Below are 25898 nucleotides of genomic sequence, written 5' to 3' on the forward strand. Positions count from 1 at the left end.
CACGCGCTCAGAACAAGCTTTCCTTGACGTACACGACATCGCCATCCTTCAGCGCCTCGTCCATCGTCGGCTGAATGGACTGCACCTTGCCCTCGGCGTCCTTGCGGTTCACACGGATACCGCGCTCGGTGCCGCGCTGGGTCAGGCCGCCGCCGCTGGCGAGTGCCTGCATCAGCGTCATACCGCGTTCCAGGCGCATCGGGCCGGGGCGTTGAACTTCGCCGTAGATGTAAACCAGCGGTGCGCGGTCGACCCACAGCACGTCGCCGTTCTGGATCAGCACGTCGTTGGCACGGCCGCCGGGGGCGAAGATGCCGGGCAGGTCGACCTCGACGCGATACGGTTGGCCGTTGCGCGTGCCGGTGAGCACCATCACATCGGCACCCGTCTGCGTGATGGCGCCGCCGGCATTGGCCAGCAGGTCGGTCAGGTGCATGTCGGCGGTCTCGATCGGGTAGCGGCCCGGACGGTTGACCTGGCCGAGCACGCTGGCCTGGTTGCCCTTGACGGCCAGCACGAGGATGGTGACCTGCGGGCTCTTGACGAAGTTGCCGTTCTTCAGGCCGTCCGCGATGAGCTTCTCGGCCTGGCCAACGGTCAGGCCACCCAGGCGGATCACGCCCAGCAGCGGGAAGGACAGCGTGCCGCCCTCGGACACGTGCGTTTCGAGCAGCAGGTCCGGATTCTGGAAGACGGTGATGCGGATCACGTCGCCCGCGCCGAGCTTGTACTCGGCCGTGGGGCCGGCCAGCGGTGCGGCAGACGAAGTCTGCTGCTGTTGAGCCTGCGCGCTCAGCGGGCCCGCCGCCAGCAACGAGGCCACCAGCAGGGCTGCCAACGGCGCACCTGATCGACGGAGCTTGCGGGTCATCATCGTCATCGTCATCCTCATTTCAGGCCCATGCCCTTGGTAATCGCAGAACTGTCGAGCCCGCTGGCCGCAGCGGAGGCGGGCTCTGCGGCGGGCGCAGCGACCGGGGCCGACGCGGTTTCGGTCGCAGGCGCCGCGACCGGTGCGCTCGCTGCTGCACCTGCAGCACCCGGCGCACCTTCGGCGAACTTGCCCACGTATTCGATCTTGGCAGCCTCGCGCAAGGCCTTGATGTCCTTCTGCACCAGTTCGCCCTTGCGCTGGTTCATCAGGAAGGCTTCGATCGCGGGCTTGGCGTGCGCTTCGTCGACCGGCTGGCTGCGCGAGCCGACCAGGAACAGCACGGTTGCGCCATTGGCCGTCTGGCTGAGCGCCGAGTCACCGTCCTTCATGCGGGCGATGGCATCCAGGCTGTTCAGCGGCAACTGCTCGGCGGCGCGGACGGCCTGGTTGCCGTTGAAGCGCAGGCCCGTGCCCTTCAGGTACTCGACGAATTCGGCGACTGACTTGGAGGCGCGCAGCTTGGCCTGGATGTCCTGGACCTGCTGCGGCTGCGCCTCGATCTGCAGCTCTTGCAGGCTGTAGATGCGGCGATCCTTGAAGAGGTTCGGCTTCTCGTTGTAGTACTTGCTGACTTCATCGGCGCCCGGCTTTGCGACGGCTTCGCCGACATGTTCCACGTAGGAGCGGGCAATGATTTCGCGCTTGGCCGCTTCGATCTGCTGCACGACGCGCGGATCGCGGTCGAGCTTCAGGTCCTGCGCCTTCTGCACGGCCAGTTCCTGGTCGATCAGACGTTCCAGGACTTGGCGGCTCGCTGCCTCGGCCTGCTCGGGCTTGAGGCCCTGCTGGCGCTGCAGCACGAAATTGATCTGGTGAACGGTGATCTCTTCCTTGTTCACCTTGGCTGCCGTCTGCGAGGCCTTGTCGGACTTCTTGTCTCCGCAGCCAGCCAGCAGGACGGCCACGGCGGCGACTGCCAGCAGGGTGACGGCGCCGCTACGCAGCGTGCGGCCTTTGTTGCTCAGATTCATAACCTTACCTTGTTCTACTCAGCAAGACGTCGAAGCGACGCTCTCCACACACACCGATGTTGCACCACAGCAGACCGCCCTCTGGAGCCGATCGAGTGTAGCTTTTCAATTCCACGGAATTGAGTCACCGGGCCGATGATTGGCTGCGGAATACCCGGAGGTTTTCGCAGCGCCAGACCACACAGACCCGCGATCGTCGCTGGAGTTCCTGACATCCCCGTGAATCCGGGGAGGGGAAAACGCTAGGTAGAACCTGAGCCCCTCAAGCTTGGGGGTTGGTCAGCACTTGATGCCGGCGTGCAACGCGACGACGCCGGCGCTGAGGTTGTGCACGTCCACATGGCCGAAGCCGGCCGTCTTCATCATGGCCTTCAGCTCCTGCTGGCCCGGATGCATGCGGATCGATTCGGCCAGGTAGCGGTAGCTGTCGGCATCGCCGGCGACCAGCTTGCCGATCTGCGGCAGCACCTTGAACGAATACCAGTCGTAGGGCTTGCGCAGCGGCCGCGCCACCTTGGAGAACTCCAGCACCAGCAGCCGGCCGCCGGGCTTGAGCACGCGGCACATCTCGGCCAGCGCCTGGTCCTTGTGCGTCATGTTGCGCAGCCCGAAGGCAACGCTGACGAGATCGAAACTGGCGCTCTTGAAGGGCAGCTTCTCCGCGTCGCAGAGACCGGTGGGCAGCACCAGGCCTTCGTCGAGCAAGCGATTGCGCCCCTGGCGCAGCATGGCCTCGTTGATGTCGGTGTGCACCACCATGCCGGTCTCGCCGACCTTGCGGGCGAAGGCGCGCGAGAGGTCGCCGGTGCCGCCGGCAATGTCGAGCACCCGCTCACCGGCCTTCAGATTGGCGACGGCGACGGTGTAGGTCTTCCAGGCGCGGTGCATGCCCATGGACATCAGGTCGTTCATGACGTCGTACTTCGACGCCACCGAATCGAACACGCCGCGCACACGGGAAGCCTTGTCGCGTTCCTCGACGGTTTCGTAGCCGAAATGGGTGCTGCTCATAGGTCGGTCGATTCCAGCGAGGAGTTCAGTGATGGTGGTGGCCGCAGGCGCCGCCGGAGGGCTTGGCCGGGGTCGCAACGTCGCGGGAGGCGCCGGCAGCTTTCAGCCGCATCTCGTACTGCAGCCACAGCTCGGCTTCGCGCGCACCGAGGCTGTACAGGTAGTCCCAGCTGAACAGGCCGCTGTCGTGCCCGTCAGAAAACTGCGGCTGGATCGCGTAATGCCCCACCGGCGCCAGGCCGGTGATCAGCACGTCGCGCTTGCCGGTCTGCAGCACTTCCTGGCCCGGGCCGTGACCCATGACTTCCGCCGACGGACTGTAGACGCGTAACAGTTCGAAAGGAATGCGGAAGCGCGCACCGTCGGAGAACGCCACCTCCAGCACGCGCGATTGCTGGTGCACGGTGATTTCGGTGGGTGTGGGAGATGAGGCGCTGAGACCGGCCATGGCGGGCGGATGGATTGCTGCGGAAACGACCTCCAGTGTAGCCGTCTCGCTCGCGCACAATGACGCCATGCACCGTGCCCTGTTCGCCTTCGCCGCCCTGAGCCTGGCCGCCTTCGGGGCGATGGGCGCCGAGTGCGTGAAGACGCTGCGCTGGAACGACGATCCGCCGTTCAGCATGCGCGCAGCGGACGGCGAGGTCGTGGGCATCCACGTCGAGCAGGTGCGCGAGGCGCTGCGCCGCATGGGCTGCGAGGTGCGCCTGGTCGAGATGCCTTGGGCGCGCGCCTTGACGGAACTGCAGGCCGGCCGGCTTGATATCGTCACCGGCGCCGTCCGCACAAGCGACCGGGAAGCCTACGCCTGGTTCGCCGCGCCCGGCCCGCAGTCTCGCAACGTGTTGTGGATACGGGTCGATCCGACGAAAACCTGGCGCATTGCCCGGCTCGATGATCTGCGGCAGAACGGCTTCAGGCTCGGCGCGCAGATCGGCGTGCGCTACGGCGACGACTACGACGACCTGATGCGCGACCCGGAGTTCGCCGCCACCGTGCGGCACGTGTCCACGCGCCGCAACCTTTGGCTGATGGCCAGCGCCGGCCGGATCGACGGCCTCATCGCCGACGAGATCACCGGCCGCACCGAACTGGAGCAGATGGGCCTGCAGGACCGCATCCGCAACAGCGGCATCGTCATCACGCGCCGCTCGCCCGCCGGCACGGCCTTCAGCAAGAAGTCGGTCGACCCGGAATTCGTCGAGCGCTTCAACAAGGTGAACGAAGCGATGGTGAAGGACGGCAGCCTCGCCGCGATCTTCCAGCGCTACGGCGCGGCACCCTGAGCCGTACAGGCTCTCACCTCATTTCGTCGCACGCAGCGCCGTTCAGCGGCGAAATCCGTGCACTCATCCGACCGACAACGCATTCTGTCGGCCCGGCCTTGGACCGATCGCAGCGGCCACCTAACCTCGAATTCGATCAGACAGCAAACCCGCCTCTGGTCGGCATTATTCAAATCGAGGAGTCCTCATGAAAAACGTGAAACCTGCTCTCGCTGTCATCGGTCTGCTGGGCGCCGCGGCCACCATGACTTTCTCCACCCCCACTGCTTTCGCGCAGCAGGCCGCATCAGGCCTGCAGCGCGTCGAGATCAGCGGCCACAAGCTGCCCGACCTCACCCGCCACGATGTCAGCAAGGTCTGCCCGAGCGCGGCGCAGTCGCTGCAGGAGGCGCTGGCCCTCACCGCCTATCGCGAAGGCACGGCCGCCACGGTGCGGATGCAGTTCAGCCTGAAGGGCAATCAGATCGAAGACGTGAGCGCCACCAATGGCCCGTGGGAATACCGCAGGGCAGCGCGCCACGCGGTGGGCAAGCTGGACTGCGTGGACACCGCCAGCACCAATCAGCCGCAGCAGTTCAGCTTCCTGATCAGCTTCAACGCGCCGGAGGAAGAGCGCGCAAGCCGCAGTTCAACTGTCGCGCTGCTGGAGCGCTGAGGCGATCCGCGCGTCCAGCGCCGCCAGCGGCAGGGCCAGACGGCTCTCCGCGCCGCCCGGCACCTCGCGCCGGGCGGTACCCCAGACCGGGTTCGGGAAGTGACTGTCCCAGTCGAAGCGGGCGATCACGTGCCAGTGCAGGTGCGGCACGACGTTGCCCAGTGTCGCGAGATTGATCTTCGTCGGCTGCAGTGCGGCGCGCAGTTCGCGCTCGATGCGGGTGACCGCGTCCATGCATTCGTGACGCTCGGCATCGGACAGATCGCTGAACTCGGCCACGTGCGCGGTCCAGATCAGGCGATAGAAGGCGGGGAAGTTCGCGTCCTCGGTCGCGCGGATCACGCGCCAGTTCGCCGACTGGGCGACGGGAACCCCGCCGCTGGTGTTGCACAGGGGGCAGTTCGCGCTCATCGAATGGATCCTGACGAAATGAATAAAGAGTGAAGCAAGCCGATAGGCCGGATTCTGTGCAAGACCTGACCCTTGCGGGCCCGGTCCCGTGACCGCCATTCCTCTTGGCCGGGCATCACTGCCCGGCTCGGTGCCACCTACCCGCCAGCTCTGCGAGCCGCATCAACGCTGGCCTACTTGGTGTTGCTGCGCGTAGAGATTGCCCGTTTCACCTGAAATGGGCTTTGGCCCATTTCAGGTGGCTTCGGCCTTGCGGCCGAAGAGCACCCGTTACGGAACCCATTCCAACTCGTCTCTGTTGCTCTGATCCTCGGCTTTCGCCGGACAGCCGTTAGCTGCTACGCCGCTCTATGCAGTCCGGACCTTCCTCCAGCCCCTTGTTTCCAAGATCGGGCCAGCGGCGGTCTGGCTTGCTTCACGGGCGCATTATCGTCTAAGGCTCAGCAGTGCCGCAGCCATCAGGCCGACGCCGGCGAGTTGCAGCGTGTCGAGCGCATGGCCGTAGACGAGCCAGTCCACCAGCACCGCGCCGCCTGGATAGACGAACTGCAGCACTGCTACCTGCGCCGCCGACAGCCGCGCCATGCCGGCGTACAGCAGCACGTAGGCCAGGCCCGTGTGCAGCAGGCCCAGGCCGATCAGCCAGCCCCAGGCAGGCCCGGCCGCGGGCAGGCCGTGCAGCAGCGGCCACCAGGCAAGCACCAGCGCGCCGACGGCGCACTGCCACCAGGCCAGCGCGAACGAACTGGCGCCTCGGGCCGCCGAGCGGGCGATCAGCGTTACGCCGGCATAGCTCAGCGAACCGCCCAGACAGAGTGCCAGGCCGGTCATGTACTCGGGCGACCAGGCCTCGCGCGCCTCGAACAGGCCGGAGGCCAGGGCCAAGCCGGCGAGCGCCACGGCCGCTGCCAGCATCTGACGGCGCGACACGCGCTCGCCCAGCAGCAGCGCCGCCAGACCGATCACCCACAGCGGCTGCACATGGAAGACCACCGTCGCCACGCCGATCGGGCAATGCTCGATCGCAGCGAAGAACAGACTCCAGTTCAGGATCATCAGCAGGCCGGCCGCCAGCGCCATCGCGCAGAAGCGCGGCGCCAGCCTCAGTTCGCCCAGTTGCCCGCGCCAAGCACCCCAGGCCGTCAAGGCCAGCCCGCCGAACAGACAGCGGAACCAGACCGCCGCCAGCGGCGGCTGGCCGGCACGCTCCAGGAACACGCCCACCGTGGCCAGCAACAGGCCGCCGGCCACCATCAAGCCCTGGCCGGCACGGGCCGCGGGCATGCCATCAACTGCTGCGAGCGCTGCGGAATTCGTCGTCATGCCGGCATGCTGAAGGCCGGTCGACGAACGGTAAAGCGGATAGTTCGAAGCATTACCATCTGGTTTCCGAATGATTGAGCGAGCCACACCATAAACACGCCGATGCGAGACCTGCAGATCGACTGGCTGCGCGCCTTCGTGGCCGTGGTCGATGCCGGCTCGCTGTCGGCCGCGGCGCCGCTGGTCCATCGCTCGCAGCCGGCGGTCAGCAGCCAGTTGCAGAAGCTCGAAGACACGCTCGGGCGCCAGCTGCTACGCCGCGGGCCGCGCCACCTGTCGCTCACGCCGGCCGGGCAGGAACTGCTGGGCTTTGCGCGGCGAATGCTGGAACTGCACGCGCAGGCCTGGCAGACGCTGCAGGACCGGCCACTGAGCGGTCGCGTGCGCCTGGGCGTGCCGGACGACTACGCCGCCAGCTACCTGACGCCGGTGCTCCGCCAATTCGCGGGGCGCCATGCGGGCGTGGAGATCGAGCTGTTCTGCGAGCAGTCGACGGTGCTGATCCCGCGCATCGGGCGCGGCGAGCTGGACCTGGCACTGGTCTCGCGTGACCGCGCCTCCCGCGGCACCTTGCTGTTCCTGGAACCGCTGGTGTGGGTGGGCGCGGCACAACATGAAGCCTGGCGGCGCGAGCCGCTGCCGGTGGCCGCCTACGAGGACGGCAGCCAGGCTCGTAGTGGCGCGCTGGGCGCGCTGAAGGCGGCCGGGCGGGCTTACCGCGTGGTCTACAACAGCGCCAGCATGGCCGGGCAGTTGGCTGCTGTGGAGAGCGGCCTAGCGGTCGCAGCGCTGACCCGCTGTTGCGTGCCGCCCGGCCTGCTGGTGCTCGGCGAGCGCCAGGGCTTGCCGGCGCTGCCGGCCATGCAGGTGGCGTTGCTGCGCAGCGCCGGTTCGCGGCGAGATGCGGCCACGCAGGCGCTTTACGAGCTGGCGCTGCAGACGCTGCGCCAGCAGCCGGTGGACGGCTGAGCGCCTGCGGCTACTACTCCTCGTCCTCGCTCGGCGTCTGGTCGTCGTCCTTCGCCGCCTGGCGGGCGAGCTTCTCGCGCAGCGGCTTCAGCTCGTCGATCAAGGCCTCGGGCGGCTTCGGCGACGCGAGCCGTAGGGTCGGCGGCGGCAGTGCACTCAGGTAGTTGGGTCCGAGCCAGTACTGCTGCTCCTGGCGGCGCGCGATCGTGAGGCCCATGCCGAAGACAAGCAACACGCCCAGCACGATGGCCAGGCGGCGCCGCGCGCGCGGCCAGACGACCACCGCATGCCACCAGATCAATGCGGCGGAGCCGACCGCCATGACGACCTCCTCCACCGCCATCAGCCGCGGCAGCGAGAACGCATAGGCAAGACCCGGCACCACGATGCCGATGACGTAGACCGCGAGCAGCCAGGCCAGCACACGGCGCAGGTGGGTGCCGAACGGGAAGCGATGCTGGAACAGCTGCGTCACCAGCGCCCACAGCGCTGCCCAGGCCACGACCGCGCCGAGCGGCCCCAGGACCGGCGTGGCGTAGTCGATCAGCGGCGTGCCCGGGTCGGAGCCGAGCCATTGCTCGAAGACCAGCGACAGCAGCCACAGCGGCAGCGCGATCGCCAGCCATAGTGCGCTGGGCTTGACGACGCGGTGCTGGTGGCGCTCCAACGGCAGTTCGGGCGGCAGCGGCTCGGCCGTGCTGCGCCAGCGCAGCTGCGTGACGCCCAGCTGGAACAGTGCCGCGCCGCCGAGAGCCGACACCTCGCCAGCAGCCAGCCGGCGGTCGCCGTGCCAGCCGCCGTTGACGCTGGGCAGCAGGCGCAGTTGCGGGCCGGTCTCGTCGGTCCAGTCCAGTTCGGCGTGGGCGCCGGCCATGTGTGCGTCGTCGAGCACGACATCGCACTCCGGCGAGCGGCCGATCGTCGCGGGCCAGCCGTGGATCTTGTGGACGCTGCGCACCTGGCCATCACGGCCCAGCACCTCGATCACTGCGGCGCGGCTCATTGGGGAGCCTTGGCCTTGTTCGTCGCCGTCCAAGCGAAGCCCTCCAGGTAGTGCGCGGTCAGTTTCAGCGCGTTGTCGAACGAGACGCCGCGGGCATCGAAGCGGCCCAGCGCGCCTTCGGTGGACGAGTCGACGGTAGTGACCAGGATGCTCAGGTCGTTGAGGCCGTCGAGCTTGCGATAGGCCCGCAGGCACACGACCGCGCGCAGCGGCAGGCCCTGGCGATCGATGAAATCTTCCTTGCAGAAGGGCGCGGTGCGGGTCTTGTCGCTGCGGCCGATCGCCTCGTTGCGGAAGCTGCCGGAGTACTGCTTGGCGAAGCGCAGCGCGCCGAGCTTGCGGCCGTCGTAGGCCTCGTGCGACATCTCCAGCCAGCCGGTCTGCATCGAGCCGCTGATGAACAGCGCATGCTCCATGCGGCATTGCGAACGCTGGAACTCCAGGCCCTTGGTGTCGTCCGGCGTACCGCGGCCCCAGCAGCGCATGAACTGCTCCTGCGGCACCGGCAGCTGATAGTGCGCATGGCCTGCTGATTGCCACGGCTGCGCGATGAAGCGCTGCGTCAGCTCGTCCTGATAGGCCATCAGTTGATCGCGCACGCGGCTCCAGACCGGTTTGGTGATCGGCTTGGCATCGCGGCTGCGCTCGTAGAGCGCCTGCGCGTACTGGCCGGGCACGAGGAAGCTCATCTGCTGGGCGAACACCATCATCGACACATTGATGCCGACGACGCGACCGGTCTCGTCCACCACCGGGCCGCCACTCATGCCGGGGTTGATCGCGCCCGAGTAGTAGATCAGGCCATCGAAACTGCGCTCCACCAGGCCGTTGTAGGTGCCCTCGACGACGGCGAAGGCCACGTCGTGCGGGTTGCCCATCGAATAGATCCTGTCCCCCTTGGAGAGCGGATCGCTCTTGACGCGGAAGCCCAGTTCGCCGCGACCGGACAGGTTCTTGGCTTCGGCCGGCACGGCGCGCAGCAAGGCCAGATCCCGACGGATATCGAAATCAAGCAGCTCGAGCTGCCCTTCCTGGCCGTCCGTCGTCGCGTAGCGCAACCGGTAGCGTTCCGGCTCCAGCGCGAACTGGCTGATGACGTGGTAGTTCGTGATGATCCGGCCATCCTGGCTGACGAGGAAGCCGGAGCCGACCGAGGCCTGGCTGTCCTGCGTCTTCAGCAAGGTGCGGATCTGCAGCAGCTGGGAGCGAGCACCGTCGTACAGGCGGCGGGCCGCGGCGGAGACGGCCACCGGTGGCGTACCAGCCGCCGCCGAAGCCGCCTCGGCGGGTGGCGGCGCGGACACCGGCGCCGGTGCAGCCATCACAGCTGCAGCGGACAGCCAGCTTGCGATGAGGAGCAAGAGCCGCATGGGCATGGATGAGATGGACATCTGCTGAGAGGGCAATCGGTACTCCTGCGTTCGGATCCGGCGCGGTCAGTTGCCGGCGTCGGGCCAGAACTGCACCTTGTTGGGCTGCAGTTCGGGTGAGAGCACGAAATGCTCGGCGTGCTTCCTGAACAGGCGGGTGGAAGCCGCCGTCTTGCCCAGCATACCGGCTTGGCGCAGCGCCTGCGCCGCCTCGCCGAGTTCGACCCGGTCGCCGCCGCGCAGCTGCGGCACGGCCTGGAGGATGGCCTCCACCTCCGCCGGCAGCACGGGCTCGGCCACTGGTTGTAACTGCTTGGACACTTGCGCTGCGACCGGCTCGGCAACCTTGGCGCGTGAAGCGCGCTTGCGTGCCGGCTTCTTCGCTTCTACGACAGGCACGGGAACGGGGGCGGGGGCAGGCGCTGGAACAGGCGCGAGTACAGGCACGGGGACAGGCGTGGAAACAGGAGCCGGCACGGGCACCGGCTTGGGCATCGCCTTCTGCACAGGCTTCGGTGCCGGCTTGGCCTGGGCGCGCTTGGTCGCGGCCTTGGCGTCGCGGTGCGACAGGTCGTCGTACTCGTCGTAGGCGGCCTGCACGCCCTCGCTGGTCTTGCCCTGCTGGCCGAAGCCGCGCAGCCAGGCGCCCTTCTCGCGCAGGCGGCCGACCAGCGGCGTGAAGTCGGAATCGGAGGACACGATGACGACGACGTCGGGCCGCTCGGCGATCATCAGGTCCATCGCATCGACGGCCAGCGCGATGTCGGTCGAGTTCTTGCCGACCGACAGGTTCACCATCGGCCGCAGCGACAGGCGCTTCATGAAGCCAGCGTTGTGCTGCGCATGCTCGGCCGTGCAGTAGGCGCGGCGGACGTGGACGGCGCCGTAGTCGCGCAGCGTGATGTCGAAGGCCTGGGCGATGACGTCGGGCGAGACGTTGTCGAAATCGACCAGCAGCATGATGCGACGCGGGCGGCCGCTCACAGCAGCCTCCAGCTCAGGCTTTCGCCGCCGCGCAGCGGCTTCAGTTGCGCATCGCCGAAGGGTACGGCCTCGGGCAGCGTCCATTCCTGCTTGGCCAGCGTGACGGTGCCGGTATTGCGCGGCAGGCCGTAGAAGTCGGCGCCATTGAAGCTGGCGAAGGCTTCGAAGCGGTCCAGCGCGCCCATCGCCTCGAAAGCCTCGGCGTAGAGCTCCAGCGCCGAAAGCGCAGTGAAGCAACCGGCGCCACAGACCGAGTTCTCCTTCAGCTGCGAGGCGTGCGGAGCGCTGTCGGTGCCGAGGAAGAACTTCGTGCTGCCGGACGTGGCCGCCTGGATCAGCGCCAGGCGGTGCTCTTCGCGCTTCAGGACCGGCAGGCAGTAATAGTGCGGGCGCAGGCCGCCGGTGAAGATCGCGTTGCGGTTGTAGAGCAGGTGCTGCGGGGTCAGCGTGGCGGCGGTGTACTTGTCGGCCCCGGCGACGTACTGCGCGGCTTCCTTGGTCGTGATGTGCTCGAAGACGACCTTCAGCTCGGGCATGTCGCGGCGCAGCGGCGTCATCACGCGGTCGATGAAGACGGCCTCTCGGTCGAACACGTCGATGGCCGGATCGGTCACCTCGCCGTGGACCAGCAGCAGCAGGCCTTCCTTCTGCATCGCCTCCAGCGTCTTGTAGGTCTTGGCGATGTCGGTAACACCGGCATCGCTGTTCGTCGTGGCGCCAGCGGGGTAGAGCTTCAGCGCGACGACGCCGGCATCCTTGGCGCGCTTGATCTCGTCGACCGGCGTGTTGTCGGTCAGGTAGAGCGTCATCAGCGGCTGGAACGAGGTGCCGGCCGGAACCGCGGCGAGGATGCGCTCGCGGTAGTGCGCTGCCTGGGCCGCCATCGTCACCGGCGGGCGCAGGTTGGGCATGACGATGGCGCGGGCGAACTGGCGCGCCGTGTAGGGCACGACGCTCTGCATCGCGGCTTCGTCGCGCAGATGCAGGTGCCAGTCGTCGGGTCGGGTGATCGTGAGGGTGGTCGATGCGGTGCTCATGGCGCCGCATTGTCTCCTCAATGCTGGAGGATCTTGGCCAGGAAGTCCTTGGCGCGGGGCGAGCGCTCGTCCGGCTTGCTGAAGAAGTCGGAGCTGGTGCAGTCCTCGATGATCTTGCCGGCGTCCATGAAGATCACGCGGTTGCTGACCTTCTTGGCGAAGCCCATCTCGTGGGTGACGCACATCATCGTCATGCCTTCCTGCGCGAGCTTAACCATCACGTCGAGCACTTCACCGACCATCTCGGGGTCCAACGCCGAGGTGGGTTCGTCGAACAGCATCACGATCGGGTCCATCGACAGCGCGCGGGCGATCGCCACGCGCTGCTGCTGGCCACCGGAGAGCTGGCCGGGGAACTTGTCCTTGTGAGCCGACAGGCCGACGCGGTCCAGCATCTTCAGGCCGCGCGTCTTGGCGTCGTCCGCGCTGCGGCCGAGCACCTTGATCTGGGCCAGGGTCAGGTTCTCGGTGACGCTGAGGTGCGGGAACAGTTCGAAATGCTGGAACACCATGCCCACGCGCGAACGCAGCTTGGGCAGGTTGGTCTTCGGGTCAGTGATGGAGGTGCCGTCGACGATGATGTCGCCCTTCTGGATCGGCTCCAGCGCATTGACGGTCTTGATCAGCGTGGACTTGCCCGAGCCCGAAGGGCCGCAAACGACGACCACCTCGCCCTTGGCGATCTTGGTCGTGCAATCGGTCAGCACCTGGAACGGGCCGTACCACTTGGAGATGTCTTTGATTTCAATCATGGTGGTTCAAATCCTCAGCGGATGATCGCGATCTTCTTCTGCAGACGGCGCACCAGCATCGACAGCGAGAAGCAGATGACCAGGTAGACCAGCGCGGCCAGCAGGTAGGTCTCGACCGGGCGGTTGATGTTCTTGCCAGCCGACTCGAAGCCCTTCAGCAGGTCGTAGGCATTGATCGCGTAGACCAGCGAGGTGTCCTGGAACAGCACGATGGTCTGCGTCAGCAGCACCGGCAGCATGTTGCGGAAGGCCTGCGGCAGCACGACGAGCTGCATCGTCTGCCGGTAGCTCATGCCCATGGCGTAGCCGGCGAAGACCTGCCCGCGCGAGACCGACTGGATGCCGGCCCGCATGATTTCCGAGTAGTAGGTCGCCTCGAACAAGGTGAAGGTGATCAGCGCGGAACGCTCCGAGCCGAGCTCGATGCCATAAGGCCGGACCAGGTTCGGGATCAGCAGGTAGAACCACAGGATCACCATCACCAGCGGCACCGAGCGCAGCGTGTCCACATAGATGGCAGCGGGCGCTTCGAGCCAGCGCTTGCCGGACAGGCGCATCAGCGCCAGCAAGGTGCCGAGCAGGATGCCGCCGATCATGGCGGTCAGCGTCAGCTGGACGGAGAACAGGAAGCCCTTGCTGACCCAGTTGCGCAGGAATTCCCAGTCGAGGAAGGAGAAGTCGAGATGCAGCATGTCACTTCGCTCCCAGGATGCCGGGCACGCGCACGCCGCGTTCGATCAGCTTGGCCGCGCGATTGATCGCGAAGCCGGAGATGAAGTACAGCAAGGTAACCGGCAGGAAGATCTGCAGGAAGTTCGACTGCTCCGACGCCTGCTGCGCGTACTGCGCCAGCTCCGGAATGCTGACCGCGAAGGCCACGGCCGAGTTCTTGACGATGTTCATGCTCTCGCTGGTGAGCGGCGGGATGACGATGCGGAAGGCCATCGGCAGCAGCACGTAGCGGTAGGTCTGCGGCAGGGTGAGGCCCATGGCAAGGCCCGCGTAACGCTGGCCCTTGGGCAGGGTCTGGATGCCGGCCTTGACCTGCTCGGCGATCCGCGCCGAGGTGAAGAAGCCGATGGCAACGATCACCAGGATCGCCGACGGCACGTCGCGCAGCACGGTGAACAGCTGCGGCATCACATGGTACCAGAGGAAGACCTGGACGATCAGCGGGATGTTGCGGAAGAGCTCGGTCCAGATCTCGCCGATCATCGCGAGCTTGCGGTTCGGCACCGTGCGCAGCACGCCGATCAGCGAGCCGACGGCCAGAGCAACCGCCAGGCCGGCGATCGACACGTACATCGTCCAGCCCCAGGCGTGAATCATCGCGTCCAGGTAGGTGTCATAGCCCGGCGCGCCGAAGCATTTCGGCGCCGCCTCGTTCGTCACCATGTCGGTGCAATAGAGCTGCCAATCCCAATTGGTGGCCATCGTCCAAACTCCCCGCTACAAAAAGCGGGTGCGCAAGGGCACCCGCTGTCGTCGTGCGGCGCGCTGCCCCATGGCGGCGCGCCCGTTCATCACCGCTTACTTCTTGACGTACTCTTCGACCGGCTTGTCGTTTGGGTTCGCCCAGGCGTTCTTGGTCGCCTCCGTTGCCGGCAGGCCGACGCGGGTGTTCGTCGGGGGGATCGGCTGAACGAACCACTTGTCGTACAGCTTGGCGATCTCGCCGGACTTCATCATGGCCTTGATGCTGTCGTCCACGGCCTTCTTGAAGGCCGGGTCGTCCTTGCGGATCATGATGGCGATCGGCTCGACCGACAGCACTTCGCCGACGATCTTGTAATCGGCCGGAGCCTTGGACTTGGCGATGTTGCCGGCCAGGATCTGGCCGTCCATCACGAAGGCATCGGCGCGGCCCGATTCGAGCAGCAGGAAGCTGTCGGCGTGGTCCTTGCCGAAGACTTCCTTGAAGTCGACCCCGTTCGCGCGCTCATGTTTGCGCAGCAGTTGCACCGAGGTGGTGCCGGTGGTGGTCGCGACGGTCTTGCCGTTCAGCTGCGAGATCGAGGTGATGCCCGAGTTGGCCTTGACGGCGATGCGCACTTCCTCGACGTAGGTCGTCACGGCGAAGGCGATGTCCTTGGCGCGAGCCGAGTTGTTGGTCGTCGAGCCGCACTCGATGTCCACGGTGCCGTTCTGCACCAGCGGCACACGGTTCTGCGAGGTCACCGGCAGGTACTTGATCTCGAGCTTGGGCATACCCAGCTGCTTCTGCACGTCGGCCAGCACATGCTGGCAGATCTCGACGTGATAGCCGACGTACTTGCCGTCGCCCAGCGTGTACGACAGCGCGCCGGAAGACTCGCGCACACCCATCGTTGCCGCGCCGCTGTCCTTGATCTTCTTCAAGGTGTCTTCAGCGTGCACCGCCCCGGCCAGCAACGCCAGGCCAACGACGAGCAGTGTTTTCTTGTACATAGAACGCTCCAAAGTCAGTAACAAATCAAGGGAGAGAGCAGACCACGGGCGCTGACCGCCCCGAATACGGGTTTGCACTCATTTTGGTCGATTGACCATATGCGAAAGACGCATGACGCAATGTACATGCCACCATGCCGAAAACGCGTGCGCTGAGCCTTGGAGTTAGGGTCAGCCGACGGGGTCTTAGGCCGTGCGCGGCGCCATGTCGGACAGGAAATCCCACAGCGCCAACGCCGCTGGCTTGTTGCGGCGGGACTGCTCCGGCCGCTCGCGGTAGATGCGAAGCTCCATGCTCAGCTCGTACTCACCCGCCGCTGCCGCGCGGGCCAGGGTGCCGGCCTTCACTTCCTTCTTCACCGAGCTGGCGGGCAGGAAGGTCAGGCCGTGGCCCTCCATCGCCATCGCCTTGAGGCTCTCAGCCATGTCGGTCTCGTAGATCGCGTCGAGGTTCAACGGCGTCGCCGATTCCTTGGCGATCAGTTCGACCAGCCGCCCGAGGTAGGCGCCGCCGGCATAGCTGAGGAACGGGATCTTTTGGCCCGGATGCCCCGGCAGCCGGAACAGCGGTTCACCTTGCGGGCCCGCCTTGGCATAGGCCGCCAGCGTCTCGTGGCCCAGCGAGGCCATCTGGTAGCGCTCGGGATCCAACTGCAGCGGTTGGCTCGCGTGGTGATAGACGATCAGCAGATCGCAGTTGCCTTCGCTGAGCTGCAGCATCGCGTCGTGGACGTTCAACGCATTGAGCCGGCTCTTCAGCGCACCGAAGCGCTGGCGCAACTCCATCAGCCAGTGCGGGAAGAAGCTGAAGGCCAGCGAATGCGGGACGGCGAACTCGATCATGTCCTGGCTGGCGGACTGATGGCTGCGCAACATGTTGCGCGTGGACTGCAGATTCCCCAGGATCTCCACCGCCTGCGCCAGCAGCGTCTCGCCGGCGCCGGTCAGCCGTGTCGGATAGGAGGATCGATCCACCAGATCAACCCCGGCCCAGGCCTCGAGCGCCTGGATGCGGCGCGAGAACGCCGGCTGGGTCACATGTCTCAGCTGAGCGGAGCGCGAAAAGCTGCGCGTCTCGGCCAGGCTGACGAAGTCTTCAAGCCATTTGGTTTCCACGCGCAGGAGTGTAGTCGTGCCGTTGTAGGACGACCTCCAGCGACGAAGCTGCGACCGTTACCAGACTTACCCGAACACCCAGTCATTACCCCCTCAACTCGAGGGGATGATCAAGCCGTCAAACATGTAACGGATGATTAAAGTCACACGCAAGATCATTTTCAACCGACCACCTCGGGAGCGAGCCTGTGAAAACCATCAAAACCGCGCTGGCCTGTTTGACGCTGGCCACCGCGTTGCCGGCTGCGGCGACGGTCGTCGTGAACTTCGACACAGAGGCTGCCCAGAATCTGTCGGCCTTCGTCGATGCGACGAAATTCACCTACGCGCAAGGCGCCGTCACGATCGGCGGCGTGCCGTCCCCGATCACTGGCCCGGTGACCAACGACGCCGTGCTGCTGGCGGCCAGCAAGACCGTTGGCGGCCGCGGCTCCTTCTACGGCAGCACCGACCCGACAGCGCCACCAACGTCAAACGTCGGCGCGCTGACGCTGGTTGCGGACTCCTTTCTGATCAGCATTGCCGATGGCTTCAACGGCCTGTTCACGATCGACTTCGCCGGCCAGGGCGAAGCCCACCTGGCGGCATTCGACCGCGCCGGCAACATGATCGGCGACCCGTTCGCCTCAAGCAGCACAGACAACAGCGGCTGCGTCTATCAGTCCGATTCCGACTATTCGTGCAACTGGAAGACGCTGAGCTTCGACCTCGGCGCTGACACACAGATCTACTCGGTCGAGGTGTTCGGGGCCAGCGACCTCGAGTGGTTCGACAACATCACCATCGCCCACGTCGGCCCGAACGACACGGACACCGTGCCCGAGCCGGGCACCATCGCGCTGAGCTTGGCAGCACTAGGCGCGCTGGGCTGGAGCCGCACGCGCATCGCCTTGCGCCGCTGAGTTTCCGCCCTTAGGCGAGTTGGCTCGGCCAGCCGTCAGCGCCGCTCAGCTGCAGCCGCCACATCCGCGTGTAGACGCCCTGCTTCGCGAGCAGATCCTGGTGATGACCGCGCTCGACGATGCGGCCGGCCTCCAGCACCAGGATCTCGTGCGCGTCGACGATCGTGGACAGGCGGTGCGCGATCACCAGCACCGTCTTGTTCCGGCCGACCGATTCCAGCTCCGCCTGGATCGCACGTTCATTGCTCGAGTCCAGCGCCGAGGTCGCCTCATCGAAGATCAGTAGCGGCGGGTCCTTCAGCAAGGTGCGGGCGATGGCGACGCGTTGCTTCTCGCCGCCGCTGAGCTTCAGACCCCGCTCGCCCACCATCGTGTCATAGCCCTTCGGCGTGGCGGCGATGAAGCCGTGCACATGAGCCGCGCGTGCCGCCGCCTCGACCTCCTCCCGCGATGCGCCAGGCCGGCCGTAGGCGATGTTGTAGGCCACCGTGTCGTTGAACAACACCGTATCCTGCGGAACGATACCGATCGCGCGGCGCAAGCTGGCCTGCGTGATCGCGCGCAGATCCTGCCCGTCGATCGTGATCGCGCCGCCGTCGACGTCGTAGAAGCGGTAGAGCAGGCGGGCAAGCGTGCTCTTGCCCGAACCGCTGGGCCCGACAACGGCCACCTTCTTGCCAGCAGGGATCTCGAAAGACACATCGTGCAGGATCGGTCGCGTCGGGTCGTAGGCGAAGTTGACGTGCTCGAAGCGCACCGCGGCGCCGACAACATCCAGCGGCAGCGCAGACGGCACATCGGCCACCTCACGCTCGCGCTCCAGCAGGCGGAACATCTTGTCCAGGTCGGTCAGGCTCTGCTTGATCTCCCGGTAGATCACACCGAGGAAGTTCAGCGGGATGTAGAGCTGAATCATGAAGGCGTTGACCATCACCAGGTCGCCCAGGCTCATCGTGCCGGACACGACACCCTGCGTCGCCCGCCACAGCATCGCCACCAGCGCCAGCGCGATGATCAGTTGCTGGCCCGTGTTCAGCATCGACAAGGTGGACTGCGACTTCAGCTGAGTCCGTCGCAGCCTCTCCAGGCTTTCGTCGTAGCGACGCGCCTCGAAGTCCTCGTTGTTGAAGTACTTGACCGTCTCGTAGTTCAACAGCGAATCGATCGCCCTGCTGTGCGCCACCGAATCCAGCTCGTTCAGCAAGCGACGGTACTGGGTGCGCCACTCGGTCACCTTGACCGTGAACGTGATGTAGAAGGCCAGTGCCGCAAAGGTAATCCAGGCAAACCAGGCATCGAACTTGACGCCCAGCAAGGTCAGCACCAGCACGACCTCGATCAAGGTCGGCACGATGCTGTAAAGCGAATACGAGATCAGCGACTGCACCGCGCGTGTGCCGCGCTCGATGTCGCGCGTCATGCCGCCGGTCTGCCGTTCGAGGTGGAATCGCAGGCTCAGGTCATGCAGGTGCCGGAACACCTGCAGCGAGATCGAGCGCGACGTCCCCTCGGTTGCCTTGGCGAAGATCAACTCGCGCAATTCGGTGAACAGACTGGTCGACAGCCGTAGCCCGCCATACGCCAGCAGCAATCCCAGCGGAACGACGGCCAGGCTCTCGGCCGAGCCGGGCTTGATCGCCATCCGGTCCACCAGGGTCTTCAGCAAGACCGGCACGCCGACATTGCTGAGCTTGGCACCGAGCATGAACAGCAGCGCGAGGCTCACACGCCAGCGATAGCGCCAAAGATACGGCAGCAGCTTGGCGATCGTGTGCCAGTCGCCGCCCGGCGTGGCAGAGGGAGAAATATCGGTCGTGGCGCTGCGTCGCATCGTTTGGTCGAGAATGGCGCCTGATTCTCTCAGTTCAAGACCAAGCGCATGACCGACGCCACTTCCGACCCTTCCGCCAGTCCCCGCGAGCTCGTGATGCGCGTGATGCCGATGCCCGCCGATGCCAACGGCAACGGCGACATCTTCGGCGGCTGGATCATGGCGCAGGTCGACCTGGCCGGCTCGGTGCTGCCCTTGCGGATCTCACGAGGCCGCGTCGCCACCGTGGCGGTGAACGAGTTCATCTTCAAGCAGCCTGTCTCGGTGGGCGACCTGCTGTCCTTCTACGCCCGCGTCGTGCGCATCGGCCGCACCTCCATTACCGTGCACGTCGAGGTGGAGGCCGAGCGCAACCCGGCGGACCCACAACTCGTCAAGGTCACGCAGGCGAACCTCACCTACGTCGCGATCGACCGCGACGGCAAGCCGCGGCCGTTCAACACGCCCTGAGTTCGCTCGCCAGACGCTCCGCCAGCGTCTCGGCCCACAAGGCGTAGCCGGCCGGGTTCGGATGGAAGCCATCCGGCGCCATCAGCTCGGCGGCGCGTTCGCCCTGCAGCTCCGCCGGCAGCGCCTGCATCGCACGGCCCGGCCCCAGGTCGGCCGCTAACGCAACATTCAAGCGGCGGGCCTGCGCGCCCAGCAGCCAGCGCAGCGGCTGCGGCAGCAAAGGGAACTCGTGCATCGGCGGCACGGCGCTGTGCAAGGTGAAGCGCACGCCGGCACGCTCGCGGGCCAGCGCGTCGATGGCGCTCAGTTGCTCCAGCCAGCGCCGCGGCGCGACCTGGCCGACTGCATCGTTGACGCCCAGTGCCGTGACCAGCACATCGGCAGGCCTCAGGCCCGCGTGCTGCATCCCATCGAGCGCGTCGCGCGTCGTGTGCCCGGTCGTCGCGAGCAATTGCCATTCGACCCGACCGCCCAGCCGCTGCGCCAGCGCCGTGGCCAGGCGCCCGGCCAGCGCCTCGTCCTGATGTGCAGCACCGACGCCCGCCCCGGACGAGTCACCGACGATCAGCAGCCGCAGCTGCAAATCGTCTTCGCCCACCGAGCCTTCGCGCGGCCCCGCCGCTTCCGGCAAGCGCAGCGCCGTGCGCCGCACGCGGGCACCTTGCCAGACGAGCAGCGGCGCCAGCGCCAGCTTGGCGGCCAGAAGCCTCACTTACTGGAACTTGCTGAAGTCCGGCTTGCGCTTCTGGAAGAAGGCCTGGAAGGCTTCCGTAGCCTCGGGCGAACGCAGTCGCGCGCCGAACACCTCGGCCTCGGCCTTGTAGACCTCGCGCAGCTGCGCGCGCTGCGGCTCGCGCATCAGGCGCTTGCTGTCGCGCACCGCGCCGGGCGCCAGGCTGTTGAAGCGCTCGGCCACGCGGCGCGCGTGCTTCAGCACCTCGCTGGCGGGCAGCACCGCATTGGCGATGCCGCATTCCACGGCCTGCTCGCCAGTGAACGGGTCGCCCAGCAGGATCCGCTCGGCTGCGCGGCGGTTGCCCATCAGCTGCGGCACGATCACGCTGGACGCGAATTCGGGCACCAGGCCCAGGCTGACGAAGGGCATCGCCAGGCGCGCGTCGTCGGCCACATAGACGAAGTCGCAGTGCAGCAGCATCGTCGTGCCGATGCCGATCGCCGCACCGGTGACGGCGGCGATCACCGGCTTGTCGCAGCCGATCAGCGCTTCCATGAACTGGAACACCGGCGCGTCCAGGCCCTTGCGCGGGCTGTTCATGAAGTCCTCGATATCGTTGCCCGAGGTGAAGATGCCCGGCTGGCCGGTGATCAGGATCGCGCGCACTTCGCCATTGGCGGCTGCTGCGTTGATGCCGTCAGCCATGTCCTGGTACATCTGCTGCGTCAGCGCGTTCTTCTTCTCGGGGCGGGCGATCTCGATCGTCGCGACGCCGTCGACGATGAATGTCTTGATGCTCATGGGGAGGGTCTCCTAGGGATTCAGCGGGATTGTTGCAGCCAGGCCGGCACCTGCGGCCACAGCGTCGCGGCGAAGCGCTCGCGGAAGAAGCCGAAGTGGCCGATGCGGCGCGCGCCGACGTCGGTGGGCGCGATGCGGCGCATCTCCGGCCGCGCGCCAGCGTAGAAGCCGTGCAGCGACTCCATATTGCGGCGGGACATGAACTCGTCGTCGGTGAAGCCCAGCGACAGCATCGGCAAGGTCAAGGCGGCATAGTGCTCGCGCAGCGCCGTGCCACCCTCGCCCATCATGTAGTCGCGGTCCAGGCACCAGCGCCGCCACTGCGCCATCACGCCACGCGGCAGGTCGCCGACCTTGCGCAGCCGGCGGCCTGGAAAGTAGTCGAACAAGGGCAGCGCCAGCGGCACGACGACGTACCACAGCCACCAGACATAACGCCGCAGCGCAGCGGCGTTCTCGCGCCAGTAACCGCTGCCGCAACCGACGGTGACGACGCGCGACACCCGCTCGCGGTTGGGCAGCATGCCGAAGATCTGGCCGCCGAGCGAATGGCCCACCCAATGGATCGGCCTCTCGCCCAGCCTGCCGGCCAGTTCATCGAGCGCCGCGGCGGCGTCCAGCCGCGCCCAGGTACCGATGTCCGCCTGCAGGCCCTTCAACGAAGCCGGTCGCGAAGCGCCCATGCCGCGGTAGTCGAAGCTCAACACCAGCCAGCCCTGCTCGGCCATCCACTGTGCGAAGCCCGCGTAGTAGCGCTGCTCGACACCCATCGCCGGGGCGATCAGCAGGCCGGCGCGGGCCCGGCCCGGATCGCCGTAGAGCATGCCGCTCAGCGTGAAGCCGTCGGCGGCCTGGAAGCTGAGCGGCGTGCCCATCGGGTCAGAGGCGCTCGATGATGCCCGCCGCGCCCTGGCCGGCGCCGACGCACATCGTCACCATGCCGTACTTCGCGCCGGTGCGGCGCAGGCCGTGCACGACCGAAGCCGCGCGGATCGCGCCGGTGGCACCCAGCGGGTGGCCCAGCGCGATCGCGCCGCCATTCGGGTTGACCTTGCTGCGATCCAGCACGATGCCCTTGCTGTCCAGGTCGTTCAGCACGGCCAGCGATTGCGCGGCGAAAGCCTCGTTCAGCTCCACCCAGCCCAGGTCCTCGGCTTTGATGCCGGCCAGGCGCAGCGCGGCGGGGATCGCCTCGATCGGGCCGATGCCCATGATCTCCGGCGGCACGCCGCGCACGGCGAAGGAGACGAAGCGCGCCAGCGGCGTCAGGCCGAAGCGCTTGACCGCGGCCTCGGACGCCACGATCAGCGCACCCGCGCCGTCGGACGTCTGCGAGCTGTTGCCGGCGGTGACGCTGCCCTTGGCGGCGAACACCGGCCGCAGCTTGGCCAGGCCTTCCGGCGAGGTGTCCGCGCGCGGGCCCTCGTCGATGTCGACGATGCGCTTCTTCACGGTGATCGAACCATCCGCCAGATTGGGCGAGCGGGTAACCAGCTCGAACGGCGTCATCTCGTCCTTGAAGTGGCCGGCCTCGATGGCGGCCAGCGCGCGACGGTGCGATTCCAGCGCGAAGGCGTCCTGCTGCTCGCGCGAGACCTTCCACTGCGCGGCCACCTTCTCGGCCGTCAGGCCCATGCCGTAGGCCAGGCCGATGTTCTCGTCGCGCTCAAAGATCGCGGGCGGGAAGGACGGCTTGTTGCCGCCCATCGGCACCATGCTCATCGACTCGACGCCGCCGGCGATCATCACCTCCGACTCGCCGACGCGGATGCGGTCCGCCGCCATCGCCAGGGCCGTGATGCCCGAGGCGCAATAGCGATTCACCGTCACGCCGCCCACCGTGTTCGGCAGGCCCGACAGCACGGCCGCCACGCGGGCGATATTCATGCCCTGCTCGGCCTCGGGGAAGGAGCAGCCGATGATCGCGTCCTCGATCACGCTGGGGTCGAGGCCCGGCACCTGGGCCATCGCGGCCTGGATGGCGCGGCTCAGCATCTCGTCCGGCCGCGTGTTCTTGTAGTAGCCGCGGCCCGACTTGCCGATCGGCAGGCGGGTGGCAGCGCAGATGTAGGCTTCTTGAACTTGCTTGCTCATGATCTTCGGTACTCCTTAGTTGCGCACCGGCTTGCCGGTCGACAACATGCCCATGATTCGCTCTTGCGTCTTCGGGTGCTCCAGCAGGCCGCAGAAGTGCTGGCGCTCCAGCGTCATCAGGTATTCCTCGCTGACCAGCGAGCCGGCCTCGACGTCGCCACCGCAGACCACATCGGCGATCAGCGCGGAGATGTGGAAGTCGTGCGCGCTGATGAAGCCGCCATCGCGCATGTTCGCGAGCTGGGCCTTCACCGTGGCGATGCCCGAACGGCCCGCCACCGGGAACAGCGCCTTCGCCGGCGGGCGGTAGCCAGAATCGGCCATCGCCTTGACCTGGGCCGAGGCGACGAACAGCAGTTCGTCCTTGTTCGGCACGATCACGTCGCCGTCGATCAGGAAGCCCATCTGCTTCGCTTCCAGTGCCGAGGTCGCGACCTTGGCCGTGGCGGCGCTGGTGAAGCCGTCCTTGAGGAAGGCGAAGATGTCCGCAGCGGCGTTGCCGGCGTTGGCCATCTCGGCCGCGCGGCGTGCGATGTAGGTCAGGCCGCCGCCGCCGGGCAGCAGGCCCACACCCACTTCCACGAGGCCGATGTAGCTCTCCATGTGGGCCACGCGGCGCGCACTGTAGACGGCCAGCTCGCAGCCGCCACCCAAGGCCAGGCCACGCATCGCGGAGACCACTGGCACCTGCGCGTAGCGGATGCGCAGCATCATGTCCTGCAGCTTCTTCTCTTCCGGCAAGATGCCCTTGGCGCCCGACTTCATGAACACCGGCATCAGCGATTCGAGGTTGGCACCGGCCGAGAACACATCGTCCGGCGACCAGATCACCAGGCCCTTGTACTTCGCCTCGGCGATCTCGACGGCCTTCAGCAGGCCCTCGGTCACCGTCGGCGAGATCAGGTGCAGCTTGGCGGTGATCGAGGCGATCAGCACCTCGCCGTCCAGCGACCAGACGCGCACTTCCTCGTTCTTGAACTCCTCGGTGCCGGCCTGCAGCGGCGCAATCGAGCCGTCGCCGACCAGCGATTCCGGGAAGGCTTGACGGGCATAGACGGGCAACGCGGCGCGCGGCTTGAAGCGGCCTTCCTTGGCGCTCCAGGAGCCGGCCTTGCTGTGCACGCCGCCGTTCTCGGCCACCGGGCCTTCCGTCACCCAGGCGGGCAGCGGCGCGCTGGACAGCGTCTTGCCTTCGGCGATGTCGGCGGCGATCCACTCGGCCACCTGCTTCCAGCCGGCGGCCTGCCACAGCTCGAACGGCCCCTGCTGCGAGCCAAAGCCCCAGCGCATCGCAAAGTCGATCTCGCGCGCCGTGTCGGCCACATCGGCAAGGTGCACGGCCGCGTAGTGGAAGCCGTCACGCAGGATCGCCCACAGGAACTGCGCCTGCGGGTTCGTCGATTCGCGCAGCAGCTTGATGCGGTCGGGCGCGGGCTTCTTCAGCATGCGGGCGACGATCTCGTCGGCCTTCTTGCCGCCGGCCACGTACTCGCCGCTGGCAAAGTCCAGGCGCTGGATGTCCTTGCCGACCTTCTTGTAGAAACCGGCACCGGCCTTCTGGCCCAGCGCGCCCGCCTCGATCAGCTTGGCCAGCACCGGCGGCGTGGCGTACATGCCGTAGAACGGATCGCTCTGCAGGTTGTCCTGCATCGTCTTCATCACGTGGGCCATCGTGTCCAGGCCCACCACGTCCGCGGTGCGGAAGGTGCCGCTGGAGGCGCGGCCCAGCTTCTTGCCGGTCAGGTCGTCGACCACATCGACGCTGAGGCCGAACTTCTGTGCCTCGATCATCGTGGCCATCATGCCGGCCACGCCGATGCGGTTGCCGACGAAGTTGGGCGTGTCGTTGGCGCGCACGACGCCCTTGCCCAGCGCGGTGGTGACGAAGCTCTCGAGCTGGTCGATCACCTCGGGCTGCGTGGTCGGCGTGTTGATCAGCTCGACCAGGTACATGTAGCGCGGCGGGTTGAAGAAATGGATGCCGCAGAAGCGCGGCTTGATCTCTTCGGGCAGCACTTCGGACAGCTTCGTGATCGACAGGCCCGAGGTGTTGGACGCGACGATCGCATGCGGCGCGACGAAGGGCGCGATCTTCTTGTAGAGATCGAGCTTCCAGTCCATGCGCTCAGCGATCGCCTCGATGATGAGGTCGCAGTCCTTCAGCAGTTCGAGGTGTTCCTCGTAGTTGGCCTGCTGGATCAGCGCGGCATCGGCGGCGTTGCCCAGCGGCGCGGGCTTGAGCTTCTTCAGCCCGTCGATCGCCTTGGTGACGATGCCGTTCTTCGGGCCTTCCTTGGCCGGCAGGTCGAACAGCACCACCGGCACCTTGACGTTGACCAGGTGCGCGGCGATCTGCGCGCCCATCACGCCCGCGCCGAGCACGGCGACTTTGCGAACTTGGAATCGACTTGTCACGAAACTTCTCCTAACTTTGAGTTCACTCGGCTCTTTACTCGGCTTTTTGCCAGACCTGGGTCCGGTACAGGAAGCCGATGTAGCCACGCACGTTCAGCGTCTTGCCGCCGTCCTCGGTCCAGATCTTGGTCTTGTAGGTCTTGCCGTTGGAGGGGTCGAGGATCTCGCCGCCGCTCCATTGGGCCTTGTCATCGCCGTCGGCCTTGACGCCGCGGATGATGGTCATGCCGACGATCGGCTTGTCCTTGCGCTCGTCCTTGCACTGGTCGCACTTGGCGTCCTGCTTGCCGGCGTCGAAGATCTTCTCGATCGTGCCGCTGAGCACACCGCCGCTCTCGGTGATGCGCACCAGCGACTTGGCGGTCTTGCCGTCGTCGTCGATCGTCTTCCACAGGCCCACCGGGCTGGCGGCCTGTGCGAACGCCGCGCCGGCTGCCAGGAAGAGCGTCGCTGCCGCGATGAGTTGCTTCTTCATCATCA

The 25898-nt window shown here is 66.7% G+C and carries 27 protein-coding genes and 1 other RNA gene; 5 read left to right on the forward strand and 23 right to left on the reverse strand.

Annotated features, from left to right (window positions below):
• Nucleotides 1-7: 7 nt before the first annotated feature.
• The 4 genes from epsE to SNE35_RS05090 all read right to left on the reverse strand — a co-directional run bounded on the left by epsE (nucleotide 8) and on the right by SNE35_RS05090 (nucleotide 3364).
• Nucleotides 8-880: a polysaccharide export protein EpsE gene (epsE, locus tag SNE35_RS05075; RefSeq protein WP_320421779.1), complete on the reverse strand. Its 873-nt coding sequence runs from the start codon at nucleotides 878-880 to the stop codon at nucleotides 8-10.
• 8 nt (nucleotides 881-888) lie between these two features.
• Entirely contained in the window at nucleotides 889-1905 is a 1017-nt protein-coding gene (locus SNE35_RS05080) for an EpsD family peptidyl-prolyl cis-trans isomerase (protein WP_320421780.1), read from the reverse strand.
• Nucleotides 1906-2184: 279 nt separating this feature from the next.
• Nucleotides 2185-2916 carry a bifunctional demethylmenaquinone methyltransferase/2-methoxy-6-polyprenyl-1,4-benzoquinol methylase UbiE gene (gene ubiE, locus SNE35_RS05085; RefSeq protein ID WP_320421781.1) on the reverse strand — a complete coding sequence of 244 codons (732 nt, stop codon included), beginning with the start codon at nucleotides 2914-2916 and terminating at the stop codon, nucleotides 2185-2187.
• Nucleotides 2917-2941: 25 nt separating this feature from the next.
• Nucleotides 2942-3364, reverse strand: coding sequence for a gamma-butyrobetaine hydroxylase family protein (locus SNE35_RS05090; RefSeq protein ID WP_320421782.1), 423 nt, complete (start codon nucleotides 3362-3364; stop codon nucleotides 2942-2944).
• A 67-nt stretch (nucleotides 3365-3431) separates the two neighbouring features.
• On the opposite strand from SNE35_RS05090, the gene SNE35_RS05095 reads away from it, so the two are divergent.
• A complete protein-coding gene (locus SNE35_RS05095) occupies nucleotides 3432-4202 on the forward strand; it encodes a substrate-binding periplasmic protein (RefSeq protein WP_320421783.1) in 771 nt (256 codons plus the stop codon).
• Nucleotides 4203-4389: 187 nt separating this feature from the next.
• Nucleotides 4390-4857, forward strand: a complete 468-nt coding sequence (locus tag SNE35_RS05100; protein WP_320421784.1) for a hypothetical protein — start codon at nucleotides 4390-4392, stop codon at nucleotides 4855-4857.
• Here the strand turns inward: SNE35_RS05100 and SNE35_RS05105 are convergent.
• From SNE35_RS05105 to SNE35_RS05115, 3 genes are all read right to left on the reverse strand, one after another.
• A complete protein-coding gene (locus tag SNE35_RS05105; RefSeq protein WP_320421785.1) occupies nucleotides 4831-5268 on the reverse strand; it encodes an HIT family protein in 438 nt (145 codons plus the stop codon). The genes SNE35_RS05100 and SNE35_RS05105 overlap by 27 nt on opposite strands.
• A 27-nt stretch (nucleotides 5269-5295) precedes the next feature.
• Nucleotides 5296-5685, reverse strand: an RNA gene (gene rnpB / locus SNE35_RS05110) — RNase P RNA component class A.
• Nucleotides 5686-5694: 9 nt separating this feature from the next.
• Complete coding sequence (locus tag SNE35_RS05115) at nucleotides 5695-6591, reverse strand: DMT family transporter (RefSeq protein ID WP_320421786.1); 897 nt, start codon at nucleotides 6589-6591, stop codon at nucleotides 5695-5697.
• Nucleotides 6592-6693: 102 nt separating this feature from the next.
• On the opposite strand from SNE35_RS05115, the gene SNE35_RS05120 reads away from it, so the two are divergent.
• Nucleotides 6694-7560, forward strand: coding sequence for a LysR family transcriptional regulator (locus SNE35_RS05120; RefSeq protein WP_320421787.1), 867 nt, complete (start codon nucleotides 6694-6696; stop codon nucleotides 7558-7560).
• A gap of 13 nt (nucleotides 7561-7573) precedes the next feature.
• On the opposite strand, the gene SNE35_RS05125 is transcribed toward SNE35_RS05120, so the two are convergent.
• The 9 genes from SNE35_RS05125 to SNE35_RS05165 all read right to left on the reverse strand — a co-directional run bounded on the left by SNE35_RS05125 (nucleotide 7574) and on the right by SNE35_RS05165 (nucleotide 16249).
• Nucleotides 7574-8563 carry an FHA domain-containing protein gene (locus SNE35_RS05125; RefSeq protein ID WP_320421788.1) on the reverse strand — a complete coding sequence of 330 codons (990 nt, stop codon included), beginning with the start codon at nucleotides 8561-8563 and terminating at the stop codon, nucleotides 7574-7576.
• Nucleotides 8560-9933 carry a S1 family peptidase gene (locus SNE35_RS05130; protein ID WP_320421789.1) on the reverse strand — a complete coding sequence of 458 codons (1374 nt, stop codon included), beginning with the start codon at nucleotides 9931-9933 and terminating at the stop codon, nucleotides 8560-8562. The genes SNE35_RS05125 and SNE35_RS05130 overlap by 4 nt, the downstream gene beginning before the upstream one ends.
• A 66-nt stretch (nucleotides 9934-9999) precedes the next feature.
• Nucleotides 10000-10917, reverse strand: coding sequence for an NYN domain-containing protein (locus SNE35_RS05135; RefSeq protein WP_320421790.1), 918 nt, complete (start codon nucleotides 10915-10917; stop codon nucleotides 10000-10002).
• Nucleotides 10914-11954 carry a dihydroorotase gene (gene pyrC / locus SNE35_RS05140; protein WP_320421791.1) on the reverse strand — a complete coding sequence of 347 codons (1041 nt, stop codon included), beginning with the start codon at nucleotides 11952-11954 and terminating at the stop codon, nucleotides 10914-10916. The genes SNE35_RS05135 and pyrC overlap by 4 nt, the downstream gene beginning before the upstream one ends.
• 17 nt (nucleotides 11955-11971) lie before the next feature.
• Nucleotides 11972-12706, reverse strand: a complete 735-nt coding sequence (locus SNE35_RS05145) for an amino acid ABC transporter ATP-binding protein (protein WP_320421792.1) — start codon at nucleotides 12704-12706, stop codon at nucleotides 11972-11974.
• Nucleotides 12707-12720: 14 nt separating this feature from the next.
• The gene (locus SNE35_RS05150; RefSeq protein ID WP_320421793.1) at nucleotides 12721-13398 is read right to left on the reverse strand and encodes an amino acid ABC transporter permease; all 678 of its coding nucleotides are present in this window, start codon (nucleotides 13396-13398) and stop codon (nucleotides 12721-12723) included.
• A gap of 1 nt (nucleotide 13399) precedes the next feature.
• Nucleotides 13400-14140: an ABC transporter permease subunit gene (locus tag SNE35_RS05155; protein ID WP_320421794.1), complete on the reverse strand. Its 741-nt coding sequence runs from the start codon at nucleotides 14138-14140 to the stop codon at nucleotides 13400-13402.
• A gap of 96 nt (nucleotides 14141-14236) precedes the next feature.
• Nucleotides 14237-15133, reverse strand: a complete 897-nt coding sequence (locus SNE35_RS05160; RefSeq protein WP_320421795.1) for an amino acid ABC transporter substrate-binding protein — start codon at nucleotides 15131-15133, stop codon at nucleotides 14237-14239.
• 186 nt (nucleotides 15134-15319) lie between these two features.
• A complete protein-coding gene (locus SNE35_RS05165; RefSeq protein WP_320421796.1) occupies nucleotides 15320-16249 on the reverse strand; it encodes a LysR substrate-binding domain-containing protein in 930 nt (309 codons plus the stop codon).
• A gap of 188 nt (nucleotides 16250-16437) precedes the next feature.
• Between SNE35_RS05165 and SNE35_RS05170 the strand changes: the two genes are divergently transcribed.
• A complete protein-coding gene (locus SNE35_RS05170; protein WP_320421797.1) occupies nucleotides 16438-17151 on the forward strand; it encodes a PEP-CTERM sorting domain-containing protein in 714 nt (237 codons plus the stop codon).
• Between the two features lie 10 nt (nucleotides 17152-17161).
• On the opposite strand, the gene SNE35_RS05175 is transcribed toward SNE35_RS05170, so the two are convergent.
• Nucleotides 17162-18982 carry an ABCB family ABC transporter ATP-binding protein/permease gene (locus SNE35_RS05175; protein WP_320421798.1) on the reverse strand — a complete coding sequence of 607 codons (1821 nt, stop codon included), beginning with the start codon at nucleotides 18980-18982 and terminating at the stop codon, nucleotides 17162-17164.
• 48 nt (nucleotides 18983-19030) lie between these two features.
• Between SNE35_RS05175 and SNE35_RS05180 the strand changes: the two genes are divergently transcribed.
• Nucleotides 19031-19432 (forward strand): acyl-CoA thioesterase, encoded by a 402-nt coding sequence (locus SNE35_RS05180; protein WP_320421799.1) that lies wholly within the window; start codon nucleotides 19031-19033, stop codon nucleotides 19430-19432.
• On the opposite strand, the gene SNE35_RS05185 is transcribed toward SNE35_RS05180, so the two are convergent.
• From SNE35_RS05185 to SNE35_RS05210, 6 genes are all read right to left on the reverse strand, one after another.
• A complete protein-coding gene (locus SNE35_RS05185) occupies nucleotides 19419-20144 on the reverse strand; it encodes an SGNH/GDSL hydrolase family protein (RefSeq protein ID WP_320421800.1) in 726 nt (241 codons plus the stop codon). The genes SNE35_RS05180 and SNE35_RS05185 overlap by 14 nt on opposite strands.
• Nucleotides 20145-20909, reverse strand: coding sequence for an enoyl-CoA hydratase (locus SNE35_RS05190; protein ID WP_320421801.1), 765 nt, complete (start codon nucleotides 20907-20909; stop codon nucleotides 20145-20147).
• 20 nt (nucleotides 20910-20929) lie between these two features.
• Nucleotides 20930-21784, reverse strand: coding sequence for an alpha/beta hydrolase family protein (locus SNE35_RS05195; protein ID WP_320421802.1), 855 nt, complete (start codon nucleotides 21782-21784; stop codon nucleotides 20930-20932).
• Nucleotides 21785-21788: 4 nt separating this feature from the next.
• Complete coding sequence (locus tag SNE35_RS05200; protein WP_320421803.1) at nucleotides 21789-23003, reverse strand: acetyl-CoA C-acyltransferase; 1215 nt, start codon at nucleotides 23001-23003, stop codon at nucleotides 21789-21791.
• Nucleotides 23004-23018: 15 nt separating this feature from the next.
• Complete coding sequence (locus SNE35_RS05205; protein ID WP_431312719.1) at nucleotides 23019-25367, reverse strand: 3-hydroxyacyl-CoA dehydrogenase/enoyl-CoA hydratase family protein; 2349 nt, start codon at nucleotides 25365-25367, stop codon at nucleotides 23019-23021.
• A gap of 85 nt (nucleotides 25368-25452) precedes the next feature.
• Nucleotides 25453-25893, reverse strand: a complete 441-nt coding sequence (locus SNE35_RS05210; protein WP_431312710.1) for a DUF2147 domain-containing protein — start codon at nucleotides 25891-25893, stop codon at nucleotides 25453-25455.
• Nucleotides 25894-25898 lie beyond the last annotated feature (5 nt).

This window comes from Roseateles agri (assembly GCF_034043675.1).
GTDB lineage: Bacteria > Pseudomonadota > Gammaproteobacteria > Burkholderiales > Burkholderiaceae_C > KK5.

Excerpts from the sequence above, each read along its gene's own strand:
- epsE (WP_320421779.1), bottom strand. The coding sequence starts at position 880 with ATGACGATGATGACCCGCAAGCTCCGTCGATCAGGTGCGCCGTTGGCA.
- SNE35_RS05080 (WP_320421780.1), bottom strand. The coding sequence starts at position 1,905 with ATGAATCTGAGCAACAAAGGCCGCACGCTGCGTAGCGGCGCCGTCACC.
- ubiE (WP_320421781.1), bottom strand. The coding sequence starts at position 2,916 with ATGAGCAGCACCCATTTCGGCTACGAAACCGTCGAGGAACGCGACAAG.
- SNE35_RS05090 (WP_320421782.1), bottom strand. The coding sequence starts at position 3,364 with ATGGCCGGTCTCAGCGCCTCATCTCCCACACCCACCGAAATCACCGTG.
- SNE35_RS05095 (WP_320421783.1), top strand. The coding sequence starts at position 3,432 with ATGCACCGTGCCCTGTTCGCCTTCGCCGCCCTGAGCCTGGCCGCCTTC.
- SNE35_RS05100 (WP_320421784.1), top strand. The coding sequence starts at position 4,390 with ATGAAAAACGTGAAACCTGCTCTCGCTGTCATCGGTCTGCTGGGCGCC.
- SNE35_RS05105 (WP_320421785.1), bottom strand. The coding sequence starts at position 5,268 with ATGAGCGCGAACTGCCCCCTGTGCAACACCAGCGGCGGGGTTCCCGTC.
- SNE35_RS05115 (WP_320421786.1), bottom strand. The coding sequence starts at position 6,591 with ATGACGACGAATTCCGCAGCGCTCGCAGCAGTTGATGGCATGCCCGCG.
- SNE35_RS05120 (WP_320421787.1), top strand. The coding sequence starts at position 6,694 with ATGCGAGACCTGCAGATCGACTGGCTGCGCGCCTTCGTGGCCGTGGTC.
- SNE35_RS05125 (WP_320421788.1), bottom strand. The coding sequence starts at position 8,563 with ATGAGCCGCGCCGCAGTGATCGAGGTGCTGGGCCGTGATGGCCAGGTG.
- SNE35_RS05130 (WP_320421789.1), bottom strand. The coding sequence starts at position 9,933 with ATGCGGCTCTTGCTCCTCATCGCAAGCTGGCTGTCCGCTGCAGCTGTG.
- pyrC (WP_320421791.1), bottom strand. The coding sequence starts at position 11,954 with ATGAGCACCGCATCGACCACCCTCACGATCACCCGACCCGACGACTGG.
- SNE35_RS05145 (WP_320421792.1), bottom strand. The coding sequence starts at position 12,706 with ATGATTGAAATCAAAGACATCTCCAAGTGGTACGGCCCGTTCCAGGTG.
- SNE35_RS05150 (WP_320421793.1), bottom strand. The coding sequence starts at position 13,398 with ATGCTGCATCTCGACTTCTCCTTCCTCGACTGGGAATTCCTGCGCAAC.
- SNE35_RS05155 (WP_320421794.1), bottom strand. The coding sequence starts at position 14,140 with ATGGCCACCAATTGGGATTGGCAGCTCTATTGCACCGACATGGTGACG.
- SNE35_RS05160 (WP_320421795.1), bottom strand. The coding sequence starts at position 15,133 with ATGTACAAGAAAACACTGCTCGTCGTTGGCCTGGCGTTGCTGGCCGGG.
- SNE35_RS05175 (WP_320421798.1), bottom strand. The coding sequence starts at position 18,982 with ATGCGACGCAGCGCCACGACCGATATTTCTCCCTCTGCCACGCCGGGC.
- SNE35_RS05180 (WP_320421799.1), top strand. The coding sequence starts at position 19,031 with ATGACCGACGCCACTTCCGACCCTTCCGCCAGTCCCCGCGAGCTCGTG.
- SNE35_RS05190 (WP_320421801.1), bottom strand. The coding sequence starts at position 20,909 with ATGAGCATCAAGACATTCATCGTCGACGGCGTCGCGACGATCGAGATC.
- SNE35_RS05195 (WP_320421802.1), bottom strand. The coding sequence starts at position 21,784 with ATGGGCACGCCGCTCAGCTTCCAGGCCGCCGACGGCTTCACGCTGAGC.
- SNE35_RS05200 (WP_320421803.1), bottom strand. The coding sequence starts at position 23,003 with ATGAGCAAGCAAGTTCAAGAAGCCTACATCTGCGCTGCCACCCGCCTG.
- SNE35_RS05205 (WP_431312719.1), bottom strand. The coding sequence starts at position 25,367 with ATGGGCGCGCAGATCGCCGCGCACCTGGTCAACGTCAAGGTGCCGGTG.
- SNE35_RS05210 (WP_431312710.1), bottom strand. The coding sequence starts at position 25,893 with ATGAAGAAGCAACTCATCGCGGCAGCGACGCTCTTCCTGGCAGCCGGC.